Source organism: Winogradskyella sp. R77965 (assembly GCF_044594915.1).
Classification (GTDB): domain Bacteria; phylum Bacteroidota; class Bacteroidia; order Flavobacteriales; family Flavobacteriaceae; genus Winogradskyella.
The window spans coordinates 2167258-2182448 of record NZ_CP138990.1; the positions used below are offsets into that span (position 1 = coordinate 2167258).

General features: G+C 34.2%; 12 protein-coding genes. 8 read left to right on the forward strand and 4 right to left on the reverse strand.

Going from position 1 to position 15191, the window contains the following annotated elements; translation table 11 throughout:
• The first annotated feature begins 14 nt into the window (after positions 1–14).
• A complete protein-coding gene (locus SJY34_RS09625) occupies positions 15–1013 on the forward strand; it encodes a N(4)-(beta-N-acetylglucosaminyl)-L-asparaginase (RefSeq protein WP_400075108.1) in 999 nt (332 codons plus the stop codon).
• Here the strand turns inward: SJY34_RS09625 and SJY34_RS09630 are convergent.
• A complete protein-coding gene (locus SJY34_RS09630) occupies positions 1010–2422 on the reverse strand; it encodes an aldehyde dehydrogenase family protein (RefSeq protein ID WP_400075110.1) in 1413 nt (470 codons plus the stop codon). The genes SJY34_RS09625 and SJY34_RS09630 overlap by 4 nt on opposite strands.
• A gap of 170 nt (positions 2423–2592) precedes the next feature.
• Here SJY34_RS09630 and SJY34_RS09635 point away from each other — a divergent pair, with 170 nt between their 5' ends.
• Positions 2593–2826, forward strand: a complete 234-nt coding sequence (locus SJY34_RS09635) for a hypothetical protein (RefSeq protein WP_400075112.1) — start codon at positions 2593–2595, stop codon at positions 2824–2826.
• Between the two features lie 49 nt (positions 2827–2875).
• On the opposite strand, the gene cphA is transcribed toward SJY34_RS09635, so the two are convergent.
• Entirely contained in the window at positions 2876–5515 is a 2640-nt protein-coding gene (cphA, locus tag SJY34_RS09640; protein WP_400075114.1) for a cyanophycin synthetase, read from the reverse strand.
• Positions 5516–5624: 109 nt separating this feature from the next.
• Between cphA and SJY34_RS09645 the strand changes: the two genes are divergently transcribed.
• Complete coding sequence (locus tag SJY34_RS09645; RefSeq protein WP_400075116.1) at positions 5625–6488, forward strand: cyanophycinase; 864 nt, start codon at positions 5625–5627, stop codon at positions 6486–6488.
• Positions 6489–6511: 23 nt separating this feature from the next.
• Here the strand turns inward: SJY34_RS09645 and SJY34_RS09650 are convergent, their stop codons facing one another.
• Both SJY34_RS09650 and SJY34_RS09655 read right to left on the reverse strand, forming a co-directional pair.
• A complete protein-coding gene (locus SJY34_RS09650; protein ID WP_400075118.1) occupies positions 6512–7339 on the reverse strand; it encodes a GNAT family N-acetyltransferase in 828 nt (275 codons plus the stop codon).
• Complete coding sequence (locus tag SJY34_RS09655; RefSeq protein WP_400075120.1) at positions 7339–8268, reverse strand: isoaspartyl peptidase/L-asparaginase family protein; 930 nt, start codon at positions 8266–8268, stop codon at positions 7339–7341. Before SJY34_RS09655 ends, SJY34_RS09650 begins: the two co-directional genes overlap by 1 nt.
• 89 nt (positions 8269–8357) lie before the next feature.
• Between SJY34_RS09655 and polA the strand changes: the two genes are divergently transcribed.
• From polA to SJY34_RS09680, 5 genes are read left to right on the forward strand one after another with little or no spacing between them, the layout of a single operon-like run.
• On the forward strand, positions 8358–11201 hold the full coding sequence (gene polA / locus SJY34_RS09660) for a DNA polymerase I (RefSeq protein ID WP_400075121.1): 2844 nt from the start codon (positions 8358–8360) through the stop codon (positions 11199–11201).
• Between the two features lie 12 nt (positions 11202–11213).
• Positions 11214–11492, forward strand: coding sequence for a UBP-type zinc finger domain-containing protein (locus SJY34_RS09665; protein WP_400075123.1), 279 nt, complete (start codon positions 11214–11216; stop codon positions 11490–11492).
• 2 nt (positions 11493–11494) lie between these two features.
• On the forward strand, positions 11495–13123 hold the full coding sequence (locus tag SJY34_RS09670; RefSeq protein WP_400075125.1) for an FAD-dependent oxidoreductase: 1629 nt from the start codon (positions 11495–11497) through the stop codon (positions 13121–13123).
• A 42-nt stretch (positions 13124–13165) separates the two neighbouring features.
• Positions 13166–14146, forward strand: a complete 981-nt coding sequence (locus SJY34_RS09675) for an L-threonylcarbamoyladenylate synthase (RefSeq protein WP_400075127.1) — start codon at positions 13166–13168, stop codon at positions 14144–14146.
• A 56-nt stretch (positions 14147–14202) separates the two neighbouring features.
• Positions 14203–15186, forward strand: coding sequence for a hypothetical protein (locus SJY34_RS09680; RefSeq protein WP_400075129.1), 984 nt, complete (start codon positions 14203–14205; stop codon positions 15184–15186).
• Positions 15187–15191: the final 5 nt, after the last annotated feature.

The following is a 15191-nucleotide window of genomic DNA, read 5'->3' on the forward strand; positions in this document are numbered from 1 at the left end:
TTAAAAATCAAGTTATGAAAAGGCGGCATTTTATAAAAAACACTTCGTTAACTGGAGTTGGTTTAGCAGTTGGAAATTCTTTGCTAGCATGTAAAGAAGAAACATCTAATAACAATAACAAAGCTATTGTAGACTTAAAAAACTTACCATTAGTCATAGCAACATGGCATGTCCTAGAGGCTACTGAAAAAGCCATGGCAATTTTACGAGCTGGAGGAAATGCACTTGATGCTGTAGAACAAGGTTGCAGAATTGAAGAAGCTAATGAAAAAGGGCAATCCGTTGGTAAGGGAGGCTTACCTGACAGAGATGGCAATGTAACACTTGATGCTTGCATTATGGATAAACATGGTAATTGTGGTGCTGTAGTTTATCTAAAAGATATTACGCATGCGGTTTCTGTAGCGAGAAAAGTAATGGAAGACACACCTCATGTAATGCTTGCTGGTGAAGGCGCAAAACAATTTGCTATTTCTAATGGTTTTGAACCAGAAGATCTACTGACTGAAACTTCAAAAGAAGCCTGGGAAAAATGGAAAGTCGAGGCCAAATATAAACCTATAATAAATATTGAAAACCACGATACTATTGGTATGCTTGCTATTGATAAAAATGGTGATATTTCCGGAGCTTGTACAACGAGTGGATTAGCCTATAAAATGGGAGGACGTGTTGGCGATTCACCAATTATTGGTTCTGGATTGTTTATAGATAATGAAATTGGTGGCTGTGTGGCGACTGGTTTAGGCGAAGAAGTTGTAAAGACGGTTGGTAGCTTTTTAGTCGTAGAATTAATGCGCCAAGGTAAATCTCCTCAAGAGGCTTGTGAAGAAGCGATTAGTAGAATAGTAAATAAACCGAATAGTGATTACAAAAATTTTCAGGTTGGTTATATAGCTGTAAACAAAAAAGGAGAAACAGGAAGTTACGCTATACATCAATGGTTTAGTATGACTAAATTTCAAGATGGAGTTAATGAACAAATCCTATCGGATTATTTTAATAAGGCTTAAAACCACTTAACTGTCAATCGCGCGAGTTTCTCTTTAAAATTAGTATAGGGAGGAAAAAGCAATGTTATAGGTCCTGTTGCATAACGTTTTAACACACTACGCTCATTTGAAAATGCTTTAAAACTATAAAAACCGTGAGCTTTGCCAATACCACTACTATTGCTACCCCCAAATGGCAAATGATGATTGGAGAATTGTATCCCATTACCATTAATACAGGTGGTACCTGCTCTTGTATTATTAATAATATAATTTATAAAAGATTTTGATTTAGAGTATACATATAAAGCTAGAGGCTTATCCTTATCTTTTAGGTAATGAATAATCTCTTCTTTTTTATCATAAGTTTTTACAGGCAAAATTGGACCAAAAATCTCTTCTTGCATTAAAAGAGACTCTTGTTTCAAATCTGATATTACAGTAGGACCAATAAATCGTTCGTCATCATTAACCTCACCTTCAATTAAAAATTTGGCTTCTAATGCTTTGGCTTCATCAATGTAGGTCTTAAGTCTATCAAAATGCTTATTATTTATTATTCTTCCATAGCTTTCAGAGTTCAAAGCATCTGTACTATAAAATTCATTAATATAATACTTATAATGTGTAATAAATGATTCCAAAAATTTCTCTTGTATAAATATATAGTCAGGTGCTATACATGTTTGACCACAATTAAAGTGCTTTAACCAAGCAACTGTTTTTACTGCAAGTTTTATATCCACATATTCATCTATTATTACTGGTGATTTACCTCCAAGCTCTAAAGTCACAGACGTTAAATGCTTTGTTGCAGCAGTCATAACTATTTTTCCAACAGCTATAGAGCCAGTAAAAAATATATGGTTAAAAGGTAGTTTTAATAAATGTTGAGCTACATCAGCATTTCCTTGCACCAATGCAACCTCTCCTTCTTCAAATAAGTCTTTTATTATAGTCGCCATTAACTCAGAACAATGCCTTGAAATTTCAGAAGGCTTTATAATTACAGTATTACCTGCAGCTATTGCAGCTACTAATGGCGAAAATGTAAGGTTAATCGGATAATTCCATGGTGAAATAATTAAACAAACACCTTTAGGCTCATACTTGACCCAAGATTTCGTACCCAATAATACAATGTCTGTTTTCGCTTTTTGGTTCTTTAACCATCGATGAAGGTTAGCCTTAGCGTGTTTAATCTCTTTTATCACAAGATATATAGCCACTAAATCTGATTCTACTAAAGGGCGTTTTAAATCCTTATATAAAGCTTCTTTTATTTGCTCTCTATAAGTAATTTCTATTGCTCGTTGAAGTGTGCTTAGTTTCTTAATTCGCTTGCTATGAGTACTGTTACCAATGTTATACTGGTTTTGTTTTTGTTTAGAAAACAATTGAAAATAAGGGTTGTCTTTAAAAGTGCTCATTTATATCTTCTGGTTTTACTGGGCTTAAAGCTATTTTAGTGTTGTTCGTCGATGTTTTTGACGAACAAATGTCAGTTATCTAGTTATCAACTTGTTTTGTCCAAATTTTTTATTCAATCTAAATATCTAACGTTTCTTTGTTTCGAAGTTAAACAAATCCCTCAAGAATTATGAAAAAAGGTATAGTCTTAATATTATTTCTAATTGCGTCTCTAACAGGATTTGCTCAGCAAGATGTAGTTAATAACGAAATCGTAAAACCTGAAGCTGCTAAAGTAAGTGTTTCTGCAAAGGTTAAGGCTAAGGTTTTAAAAATGAATCGTAAAAAAAGTAACGAAATTATAAGTATTAAAGCTTACAGAAAAAGTCTTCAGATTAGAGTTAAGACTAAAAAGCTTTGTTAATCCAAATGATATATATAAAAGCCGAAACTAACGTTTCGGCTTTTTTCTTTTAAACTAAATTTAATTCTCCTTTAGATTCTTTCTCTTTCAATTCTTTTACCAGATCTAATGCATCTGGTACAACATCACTGCATAAAATAATTAATGATCCTTTAACTGCGTTTTTTACGGCATACCTAATGGCTTCTTTTTCTGAAGGTATTATAGTGGTTTTCTTATTGGGATCTTTCATTTTAATACCATCATCTAGCATCTTTATAAGTTCCTGCTCTGTTTTTCCTCTCAAACGTTTGTCTTGGCGAATAATAATTTCATCAAACATCTCTGCTGCGATAGATCCCATTTCATTATTATCCTCAACACGTCTGTCACCAATACCGGCTATAATTCCAACTTTTACAGTTGCATCTAATTCATCTGTAAATTTTTGAAGTGCTCTCATACCTGCAGCATTATGTGCATAATCTAGTAATATACTAAAGTCATTGAACTTAAAAAGATTCAATCGTCCTGGTGTTTGAGCTGCCGAAGGAATAAACGTTTCTAAGCCTGCTTTCATATCTTCTATACTAATACCTTGTACATGTGCTGCTAAAATTCCTGCTAATACATTCTGTATCATGAATTTTGCTTTCCCTCCATACGTCAACGGAATATTCTCTGCTTTCATAAGGCGCATTTTCCATTCACCTCTACAAATCGTCACGTAACCATTTTCATATACAGCAGTAATGCCATTGAGGCGTTGCAAGGCTTTAATTCTTGGATTATTTTCATCCATAGAAAATAATGCCACATTACAATCTACGCTTCTTCGCATATCATACACCAAATCATCATCTGCATTTAAAATAGCATAACCATCTGGTAAAACCGTCTCTGGTACTACACCTTTTACTTTAGCCAATTGCTCTATTGTATTGATGCCTTTAAGACCTAAATGGTCTGCTGCTACATTGGTAACAATAGCCACATCACATTTCTTAAAGCCTAAACCTGCTCTTAATAATCCACCTCTTGCACATTCTAATACTGCAAAATTTACAGTTGGGTCTTTAAGGACAAACTCTGCACTAGCAGGACCAGTACAATCGCCTGTCATTAATAATCTATTCTGAATATAAACACCATCACTTGTGGTGTAACCCACACGGTAACCTTTCATTTTTGCAATATGAGATACTAATCGAGACGTTGTTGTTTTACCATTTGTTCCTGTAATTGCAATAATAGGAATACGTCCTGTATCGCCTTTAATTGGAAATAATTTATCAATCACAGGTGCTGCAACATTACGAGGTAAACCAGAGGTTGGTGCTAAGTGCATTCTAAATCCTGGCCCAGCATTAACTTCTAAAACTGCTCCACCAGTTTCGGATAGTGGCTTAGAAATATCTGTTGTCATTATATCTATACCGCAGATATCTAAATCTATAATTTTTGAAATGCGTTCAGCCATTGCAATATTTGAAGGATGTATTATATCAGTAATATCTTCGGCTGTTCCTCCTGTACTTAAATTCGCTGTATCTTTCAAAATTAATCGTTCGCCTTTAGCTATAACAGATTCTAAACTATATCCAGCATCTTTTATTAATTTCTGTGTTAACTCGTTAGTTGTAATTTTAGTTAGTACATTTTCATGTCCAAAACCACGTCGTGGATCACTATTTACTTTATCTATAAGTTCTTGTATTGTAGATTTTCCATCACCTATAACATGTGCTGGAGTTCTAATAGCACCTGCTACTAGTTGATTATTTATTACTAGAAGTCTGTAATCTTCACCAACAATAAATTTCTCTACTATAATTGCTCCACTTCGTGAGCTATCTTTAGCATGTCTGAAAGCGACAAGTGCATCATCATAATTTTGAATATCAACCGTAATTCCACGACCATGATTACCATCAATTGGCTTAATCACTAATGGAAAACCAACGTAACGGCAAGCTTCTTCTAAACTGCGTTCACGACGGATGATATCACCTCTTGGAACCTCAACTTCGGCTTGCTCCAATAAGTACTTCGTATCTTCTTTATCACAGGCTAACTCTACCCCAATGCTACTTGTTTCACTAGTTACAGTAGCTTGAATTCGTTTTTGATTAGCACCATAACCTAATTGGCAAAGCGAATATTTATTCAATCGAATCCATGGAATACCCCTCGCTTCCGCTTCTGCAACAATAGAACCAGTACTTGGCCCTAAACGATCTGCTTCACGAAGTTCTCGCATTTCTTGAATATCCTCTTCCAAATTATAATCCTCACCAGCAATAAGTGCTTCACATATCCTAACAGCTGATTTAGCTGCAAAACGACCAACAGATTCTTCCATATAGGAGAAAACCACGTTATAAACTCCTTCTTCACCATAACCACGTGTTCTGCCAAAACCAGTATCCATTCCTGCTAGGGTCTGAATTTCTAAGGCAATATGTTCAATGACATGACCCATCCAAGTCCCTTCATCTACGCGCATAAAAAAACCTCCTTCACAACCTTCTGAACAACGATGCGAATACATACTTGGAAACATAGCTTTTAATCGCTCTGGGAAACCATCAATTTTATTGGAAGGTAGTTCCTCCATTTCTTGAAGGTCTAAAACCATTACAATTAACTTATGTCTTCGTACTGACCAATAATTAGGTCCTCGCATGGCGTTTATACTTCTTATTTCCATTATAGTTGATTTTTTAAATAATAGTTAGTTTTATTAGTGAAAGATTATAAATATAGCATTTTTCAATAAAAAATTTGACTTATTTTTGCACAATATTCAAGATAAAATTATGCAGAAGATTAAGGGCACTTTAATACCAATTGGTGGAAATGAAGATAAAGGTATTGAAGCGGATGAAATGTACACTTTAGAGTTTATTGATGAGGGCATTTTATTTCATGTAGTGAAAGAATCTGGTGGTGTAGATGCAAATATTGTTGTAATCCCAACAGCATCAAGCATTCCTGTTGAAGTTGGTGAAAATTATGTAACTGCGTTTTCTACTTTAGGTTGTAAAAATGTTACTGTATTAGATATTAGATCTAGAGAGGATTCTGAAACTACAAATGCCATTAATCTAATTGAAAATGCTAATTGTGTGATGTTTTCAGGTGGTGATCAATCTAAAATTACAGATAAAATTGGTGGTACAACAATACATACTATTTTAACTGAGCGTTATAAAAATGATGATGGTTTTGTTATTGCAGGCACAAGTGCTGGCGCTATGGCAATGGCTAATGAAATGATTGCTGGTGGAAGTGCTTCAGAATCTTTTATTAAAGGTGCGGTTAACATGTATAAAGGTTTAGGCTTAATTCCTGAACTTATTGTTGATACGCATTTTATTCGTCGTGGTCGCTTTGGAAGACAATCTGAAGCTGTAGCAAAATTCCCTAACCTTATCGGAATTGGCTTAGCAGAAGATACTGGTATGATTATTAAAAATGGAAATGATTGTACAGTTATTGGCTCTGGAATGGTCATTGTTTTTGATGGAAGCACATTAACACATAACAATGAAAAAATCTTAAAAGAAGGAACACCAATGACTATGGCTAATCTTACAATTCATGTATTGTCTAATGGTGATGAGTATGATATAAAAAATAGGAGTGTTTCTGTATTGCCGATCGAAGCTCCTTTCATTTAACTTCGACTTCGCTATCCTATCAATTATTTTTTTAAATATAATTCCATCTCAAATTGGTCAACTGTATTTTTTAAACCAGCAGATTTTACAGCATTAATTTTATTGGTTAATCTGTCATCTATATTATTGATTCTAACGTCTTTATTTATGGATTCTATTGCTGAAAATAAATTCCCAAAAGATGAAGGTGAATTGTCTAAAACTTCAAATTGGGCAATATAACCACTTTTGGAATTCATAATAAAGTAGTATTGCTCTTTGTCTTCAACTAAAACCTGATAATACTGAAAATTAGCTTTTACTAAACTCTCTTTTTGATTGTCCCAAGAATACAAACCTTGATTTGGAAGTGCTTCCCAATTCATCTCGTCATAAGACACTTTATTCAAAATGAAATCAGTGTTGTTTTCGGTTGTAAGCATTCCTTTGAAACACTTATAATGTTTACATGTTTCAAACCCAATGCCCTCATAAGATTTTATGGCTTTCTCGTTTTCGGTAATAACTTCTAGTTGACACTTTGTAATTCCATTTTTAATTAAATCTGGAATCGCATACTCATAAATAGCTTTTACAATACGTTTTCCTCTGTATTTTGGAATTACTCCTGTACCAGAATTATATGCTGTTAAGTGACCTTGTCTTTTGTCAATCGCATTAATTATAAATCCAACTAAAGCATTATCATCAAACATTCCATAGGATAAATCAAATCTTACTCCTGCAGCTTTCCAGCGTTCACGATAAAAATTATGATCTGTTGGCATTTTTACAAAGTAATTTTCAAACGATAATAGGAAACATTCCATAATCATTTCAAAATCTGTATCTCCTAAATGCTTAACTACCATTATTTATAGATTGAAATTTCTTCTTCTCCATTTGAAGATTTACAAGCACGATACATACCTTCAGTATTAAATGGCATTGCGATATTGCCTTGAGCATCTACAGCTATTAAACCACCATCACCTTTTATTTCAAGAATGCGTTTATTAATAACTTCATAAGCAGCATCTTCTAGAGACAACTCTTTGTATTCCATTAAACACGACACATCGTAAGCGACAACTCCTCTAATAAAAAACTCTCCACTACCTGTACAACTCACAGCGCAAGTTTTATTATTAGCATAATTACCAGCTCCAATCATTGGCGAATCGCCGACTCTACCCCATTTTTTATTCGTCATACCACCTGTTGATGTTGCTGCTGCTATATTGCCATTTTGGTCACAAGCTACTGCTCCAACGGTTCCGAACTTGCCATCTTTTTTTACACTGTGATCTAGTTGAAAGCCTTCAGTATCTTTAATACCTTGCCATTGTTGGTATCGCACTTCGTCATAAAAATAATCTGGATTTTCAACTTTGTAATCTAAACCTTTTGCAAATTGCATAGCACCTTCACCAGCTAAAAACACATGGTAACTTTTATCCATCACGTCTCTTGCCAATGACACCGGATTTTTAATTCCTGTAATTAAAGACACAGCTCCAGCTTCAAGGTTTTTGCCTTCCATTATTGCTGCATCCATTTCGTGCGTGCCTTCGGCTGTAAAAACGCTTCCTTTTCCTGCATTAAACAATGGTGAGTCTTCTAATAGTTTTACGGCTGTTTCAACAGCATCTATAGCTGTTCCACCATTTTTTAAAACGTCATAACCAGCATTTCTGGCCACTTTTAGAGCTTTTCTATACTGTGTTTCTAATGCTTCAGTCATAAGACCTTTTACTAAGGTTCCTGCTCCACCATGTATAGCTATTGAAAATGTTTTCATTTATAAAATTTGAATGTGGAAAATTACGAATTGCTTTTTAAATAAACCCTTAACTTTTCGTAGTTTTATAGACTTCAAAATGAAATTTCATGTCAGACCAAAAACGTCTCTTTCTAGTCGATGCCTACGCACTTATTTTTCGTGGCTATTACGCATTTATAAAAAACCCAAGAATCAATTCTAAAGGAGAAGATACCTCAGCCATAATGGGCTTTATGAATTCGCTTTTAGATGTTATAAAACGAGAACGACCAGATCATTTAGCGGTATGCTTTGATAAAGGTGGAAGTGCAGATCGTGTAGAAATGTACCAAGAGTATAAAGCTAATCGCGATGAAACTCCTGAAGGTATAAAAACTGCTGTGCCCTATATCTATGAAATTCTAAAAGCCATGCATATACCAATTATGGTGAAAGAAGGGTTTGAAGCCGATGATGTTATTGGCACACTTTCTAGACAAGCAGAAAAAGAAGGTTATAAAGTCTTTATGGTCACTCCAGATAAAGATTTTGCACAGTTAGTTACAGACAATATATTTATGTATCGTCCTGTTTTTGGTGGAGGTTATGAAACTTGGGGAATTCCAGAAGTTCAGAAAAAGTTTGAAGTCACAGATCCAATGCAAGTGATAGATTATTTAGGAATGATGGGAGATGCCTCTGATAATATCCCTGGATTACCTGGTGTTGGACCAAAAACAGCAAAAAAGTTTTTAGCCGCTTATGGCAGTATGGAAGGCTTATTGGCAAATACACATGAGCTTAAAGGCAAAATGAAAGAGAAAGTTGAGGCTAATGGAGAACTTGGTCTACTTTCTAAAAAATTAGCCACCATTATGCTAGATGTTCCTGTAGAATTTGATGCAAAGGATTTTGAATTAGATCATCCAGATGTTGAAAAAGTAAAAGAGATATTTCAAGGTTTAGAATTTAGAAGATTAACGGATAATTTCTTGAAGACATTCACATCAGGAGAACCTGCAACACAAACAGATAACACGCAAAAACAAGAAGCTCCTAAAACTACACCAAAAGAAGAAAAATCTGCAGGTGCTGGTCAATTTTCTCTTTTCGGAGGAGCGGAACCTACAACGACAGAAACTGTTTCTGAATTCGCAAGAAAAACTGCAGAAACCTCATCGCATTTTTATCAAAGTGTAGCTTCAGGTATGGCTACTAAATTGTTTGTTAAAAATTTGATGAATCAAACTTCGGTTTGTTTCGATACAGAAACAACAGGCTTAAATCCATTAACTGCAGAGTTAGTTGGTATTGCTTTTTCGTGGGAAGCTGGTAAAGGGTTTTATGTACCATTCCCAGAAGATAGAAAAGAAGCACAAGAATTAATAGAAGTTTTAAGACCGTTTTTTGAAAGCGAAAACATTGAAAAGATTGGTCAGAATTTAAAGTACGATATCAAGGTATTAGCTAAATATAATATAGACGTTAAAGGCAAATTATTTGATACCATGTTAGCACATTATCTGATTAATCCAGATATGCGGCACAATATGGATGTGTTGGCAGAAACGTATCTTAACTACACTCCTATTTCGATTACTGAACTTATTGGCAAAAAAGGAAAGAATCAACTCTCCATGCGAGACGTACCTATAGAAAAACAAACCGAATATGCTGTTGAGGATGCTGATATTACGTTACAGCTAAAAGAGCATTTTGAAAAAGAATTAGGCGAGGCAAATACTCAAAAACTATTTGATGAAATCGAAGTGCCTTTATTACGTGTTTTAGCGGCCATGGAATTAGAAGGTATTAATCTTGATAAAGACTTTTTAAATTCTTTATCTGAACAACTTAATACTGATATTTTAAATCTTGAAAAAAGTATTTACGAAGCTGCAGGCGAAGAATTCAACATTGCTTCACCAAAACAACTAGGTGTTATTTTGTTTGAAAAAATGAAGTTGGTAGATAAACCTAAGAAAACGAAAACTGGCCAATATTCTACAGCAGAAGATGTTCTGAGTTACTTAGCTAAAGATCATGATATTATTCAGCAAGTATTAGATTATAGAGGACTTAGTAAATTAAAAAGTACCTATGTTGATGCCTTACCATTACAGGTCGAAGAAAGTACAGGAAGAGTTCACACCGATTATATGCAAACCGTTGCAGCAACTGGTCGTTTAAGTAGTAATAATCCTAATTTGCAGAACATACCTATTCGTACCGAACGTGGTCGCCAAGTCCGAAAAGCATTTGTACCACGTAATGAAGATTATACCTTACTAGCTGCCGATTATTCGCAAATAGAATTGAGAATTATTGCCGCTTTAAGTGAAGAAGAAACTATGATTGAAGCCTTTAAAAATGGAGAAGATATTCATGCATCAACCGCTTCGAGAGTATTCAATGTTCCACTAACTGAAGTGACAAGAGAACAACGTAGTAATGCTAAAACAGTCAATTTCGGAATTATATATGGAGTGTCTGCTTTTGGTTTAAGCAATCAAACAGATTTATCACGAAGTGAATCTAAAGAACTTATTGAAACGTATTATGCAACCTATCCAAAATTACGAGCTTACATGAGCGAGCAAGTCGATTTTGCCAGAGATAATGGTTTTGTACAAACCGTTTTGGGTCGTCGTCGTTATTTAAAAGACATCAATTCTCGTAATGCTGTAGTACGTGGAGCTGCAGAGCGAAATGCAGTCAATGCACCAATACAAGGTAGCGCTGCAGATATCATTAAAATTGCCATGATTAATATTTACAATAAATTAAATGAAGGTAATTACAAATCTAAAATGCTCTTACAAGTACATGATGAATTGGTATTTGACATCTACAAACCAGAACTAGAGGAACTTAAAACACTAATTAAAACCGAAATGGAAAATGCCTATAAAATGGAAGTTCCGTTAGATGTTGAAATGGATATTGGTGATAATTGGTTGGAGGCGCATTAAACTTTCAAAACTATGGCACAATTCAAACCAAAAACATGTGAACATCTGAATTCAATTTCAGAAGTAAAAACTGCTAAAAATTACCATTGTGATGAATGTATTAAAACTGGTGATTCTTGGTTACATTTAAGAACTTGCCAGACTTGTGGTACAACCTTATGCTGTGACAGTTCACCAAATAAACATGCAAGCAAACATGCTTCTGTGCATAACCATCCTGTTGCAAATTCCGCTGAACCCAATGAAAGATGGTTATGGTGCTATGAACACAAATCAATTAAAAAATACTAAAAGTGAAAGACCCAAGGTTTCCAGAATTAACACATAATCAAGTTACCAAACTTAAAGCATATGGTTCGGTAGAAGATTACAAAAAACCTACGAGAGTATTTGCCCTTGGTGATAATCTCTATGACTTTTTTGTTATCCTAAAAGGTGCTATTGAGATTAATGATCCTTATAACAATACTACTATTGTAACGCACGGCAAGTATGAATTTTCAGGCGATAGCGGCATGTTATCTAATCGTGCTGCTCAATTTCATGCAGATACCATACCCAACACAAGCCTACTAAGAATAAAACCTAATCGATTAAAAGAGGCTATATCTAAAAATAGTGATATAAGTGATATTTTATTAAATGCTTTTCTATTACGTCAACAGACAGTTTTATCCGAAATATCTGGTGGGTTAAAATTAGTAGGTTCTAGCAAATCTAATGCGACTTATCAAATTCGAGATTTTCTAGAAAAAAATCATATTTGGCATAATTTTATTGACACGGATTCTGAAGATGAGGCTCTAGAGTTACTTAAAAGTTTTGATTTGTCTGAAAGTGATTTGCCGATCCTAATCAATAGTGAGTCTAAAGTTTGTGTACGACCATCTGTAGATGAAGTTGCTAGATATAGTGGAGTTCTGATGGACTTTGAAGACAAGGTGTTTGATGTACTCGTTATCGGCGCTGGACCAGCTGGTTTAGCAGCAAGTGTTTATGCTGCTTCAGAAGGTTTAGAAGTTGTTACTATTGATAGTGAATCACCAGGTGGACAAGCTGGTAAAAGTTCAAAAATTGAAAATTATTTAGGCTTTCCAACAGGTATTTCTGGAGGAGATTTAGCAAATAGAGCCTATATCCAAGCTCAGAAATTTGGCTGTAATATTTCTATTCCACATCGTGCTAGAAATTTAGAATATAACAAAGACCATTTTACGGTTTGTGCTACAAATGACAAAGTGATAAAGTCAAAAGCGCTTATTATCGCAACTGGAGCTGCTTACAGGCGTTTACCGATTGCCAACATTAGTGATTATGAAGGCAGTGGTATCTACTATTCGGCCACTGGAATGGACGTAAGCAATTGTATTAATCAACCTGTGGTTATTGTTGGTGGCGGAAATTCCGCAGGGCAAGCCGCTATGTTTTTATCTAATCATGCAAAAATGGTTTATGTAATGATAAGAGGAAATGACTTGGGTGCAAAAATGAGTGATTATTTGGTTCAACGTTTAGAGGCTTCAGAAAAAATAGAGATTCTTCGAAATACAGAAATCGCAAAACTTAGAGGTGACCATCATTTAGAATCAATTACGGTTACAACAAATGGTGAAACGAAAGATATGGAATTGTCCAATGTCTTTTCATTTATTGGTGCACAACCAAACACAAAATGGATGGACAGTATAGTTGTGACCGATGAAAAAGGTTTTCTTTGTACAGGCGCTTCTTTAACTAAAAAAGACTTGACAAAATGTGATATCTACTCAAATCGTGAACCGCAATCTTTAGAAACTAGTATTCCAGGAATTTTCGCCGTTGGAGATGTACGAGCGGACTCAGTTAAACGCGTTGCTTCTGCTGTTGGTGAAGGTTCTGTTGTAGTAAGTATGATCCATCGTTACTTAAGTGATTTAAAATAGAGAATTCACTTTTTTGAAGTAATATTGCAGTCTAATAAGATTATGAGCATTATTTCAAAAGACATATTAAAAGCTATTGCATTATTAAATGCTGAAGAATTGGTTGCCATACCAACCGAAACAGTTTATGGTTTAGCAGGAAATATTTATAGTGAGAAAGCTATAAAATCAATTTTTGAAACGAAACAGCGTCCGTTTTTTAATCCACTTATTGTTCATATTTCTTCTAAAGAATATCTAGAAAACATTGTAGACTACATTCCTGAGAAAGCAAAATTACTGGCAGATGCTTTTTGGCCAGGACCTATTACTTTGGTTTTAAAAAAGAAAACTACTATTCCAGATTTAATAACTGCAGGTAAAGACACAGTTGCAGTTCGTATACCAAATCACCCAGCAACTTTAGCGCTTTTAAAACAATTAGACTTTCCTTTAGCAGCACCAAGTGCCAACCCATTTAATAGAATTAGTCCAACAAAAGCAGAACATGTTGAAGCATATTTTAAAGACAATATTAAAATGGTTTTAGATGGTGGTGCATGTAAAAGTGGTATTGAATCTACTATTATTGGTTTTGATAATGACGAGCCTATAATTTATCGTTTGGGTTCAACGGCTATTGAAGACATAGAAGCCGTAGTCGGAAAAATAAAAGTGAAAAATAGTACGGCTGAGCTTGGTCAAAGTCAAAAAGAAGTTAGTCCCGATGCGCCTGGTATGTTAGAACGGCACTATGCACCAAGAACTAAAACTATTTTAACAGACAATATAATTAACGTAATAAAGATGCATCCAAACAAACGTATTGGAGTCATTCTTTTTAAGAATCAAATTAAAGATCCAAATGTTACGTCTCAAATTATACTCTCTGAAAATGGAGATTTACCCGAAGCTGCCTCAAAACTATATGATACCCTTCATCAATTAGATAGTCAAAATCTCGATGTAATAATTGCAGAAAAATTTCCAGATTATGGTTTAGGAAAATCTATTAACGATAGATTAAAACGTGCTACAAAATAGATTCATTATTTATAATGTAAGTATTCTAAAATAAAGCGTCTAAATCCTAAGACTTCTTGAATGAAAAAGCAATGATGTTCAGATTTCTTATTATTTGTATAAGCTTAATTTCTATTAATCTCTCTCAAAGTCAGACTTGTTGTTCTGGTGGAATTCCTTTGTCTAATAATATTGGCTTAGAGTTTTCTGAAGATCACAGTTTAATTTTAGGTGTCAGCTATGATTTTAATAATCTAAATACCTTAAAAAATGATACTGAAACTTTAGATGATGATTCAAGATTAAGAACAACACATTCTGTTTTAATTAATGCTGGTTATTCATTTTCAAAAAGGCTATCATTAGAAACTTTATTTACTTGGGTAAATCAAAGACGCATAATATCTCAATTTGAATCTGAAAATCTAGATCAAACTTATGGCATTGGTGATGCCATCGCATTAGCACGTTATAAAATCATTAGTAATAGAAATAACTGGAATGTTAATCTAGGCTTTGGAGTTAAAATACCGGTTGGTTCTTCAACTGAAACTAACGATCAAGGTATTACCCTAAATGCAGATTTACAACCTGGCAGCAACGCTTGGGACTTAATTTATTTAGTCGGAGCTTCAAAAACATTTGATTTTAGACCAACTATGACATTTTCTTCAAGAATAGTTTATAGACAGACAGGAGAAAATAATTCTTATTTTGGTAATTCCACCTATCAATTTGGAAATGAACTTCAGGCTTACCTCAGTGTTTCAGATCAGTATATAATAAAAAAGACATTCATAAATCCTGGTATTACTTTCAAATATAGGAATGCTGTAATGGATCAAACTCAAGGTTTTGATATTCCTAATACAGGTGGAGACTGGGTTTTTCTAATCCCAAATTTTTCGATTCAATTATTTCAAAATATAGTATTTAATACCGCTGCAGAGTTACCATTATATTCTAGGCCAGATGGTATACAATTAACACCTACATATAGACTAACGACTGGGTTTTTGTTTAATTTATTTAACAAACCACAAACCATTTCAATAAATTAATTACC

Excerpts from the sequence above, each read along its gene's own strand:
- SJY34_RS09625 (WP_400075108.1), top strand. The coding sequence starts at position 15 with ATGAAAAGGCGGCATTTTATAAAAAACACTTCGTTAACTGGAGTTGGT.
- SJY34_RS09630 (WP_400075110.1), bottom strand. The coding sequence starts at position 2,422 with ATGAGCACTTTTAAAGACAACCCTTATTTTCAATTGTTTTCTAAACAA.
- SJY34_RS09635 (WP_400075112.1), top strand. The coding sequence starts at position 2,593 with ATGAAAAAAGGTATAGTCTTAATATTATTTCTAATTGCGTCTCTAACA.
- cphA (WP_400075114.1), bottom strand. The coding sequence starts at position 5,515 with ATGGAAATAAGAAGTATAAACGCCATGCGAGGACCTAATTATTGGTCA.
- SJY34_RS09645 (WP_400075116.1), top strand. The coding sequence starts at position 5,625 with ATGCAGAAGATTAAGGGCACTTTAATACCAATTGGTGGAAATGAAGAT.
- SJY34_RS09650 (WP_400075118.1), bottom strand. The coding sequence starts at position 7,339 with ATGGTAGTTAAGCATTTAGGAGATACAGATTTTGAAATGATTATGGAA.
- SJY34_RS09655 (WP_400075120.1), bottom strand. The coding sequence starts at position 8,268 with ATGAAAACATTTTCAATAGCTATACATGGTGGAGCAGGAACCTTAGTA.
- polA (WP_400075121.1), top strand. The coding sequence starts at position 8,358 with ATGTCAGACCAAAAACGTCTCTTTCTAGTCGATGCCTACGCACTTATT.
- SJY34_RS09665 (WP_400075123.1), top strand. The coding sequence starts at position 11,214 with ATGGCACAATTCAAACCAAAAACATGTGAACATCTGAATTCAATTTCA.
- SJY34_RS09675 (WP_400075127.1), top strand. The coding sequence starts at position 13,166 with ATGAGCATTATTTCAAAAGACATATTAAAAGCTATTGCATTATTAAAT.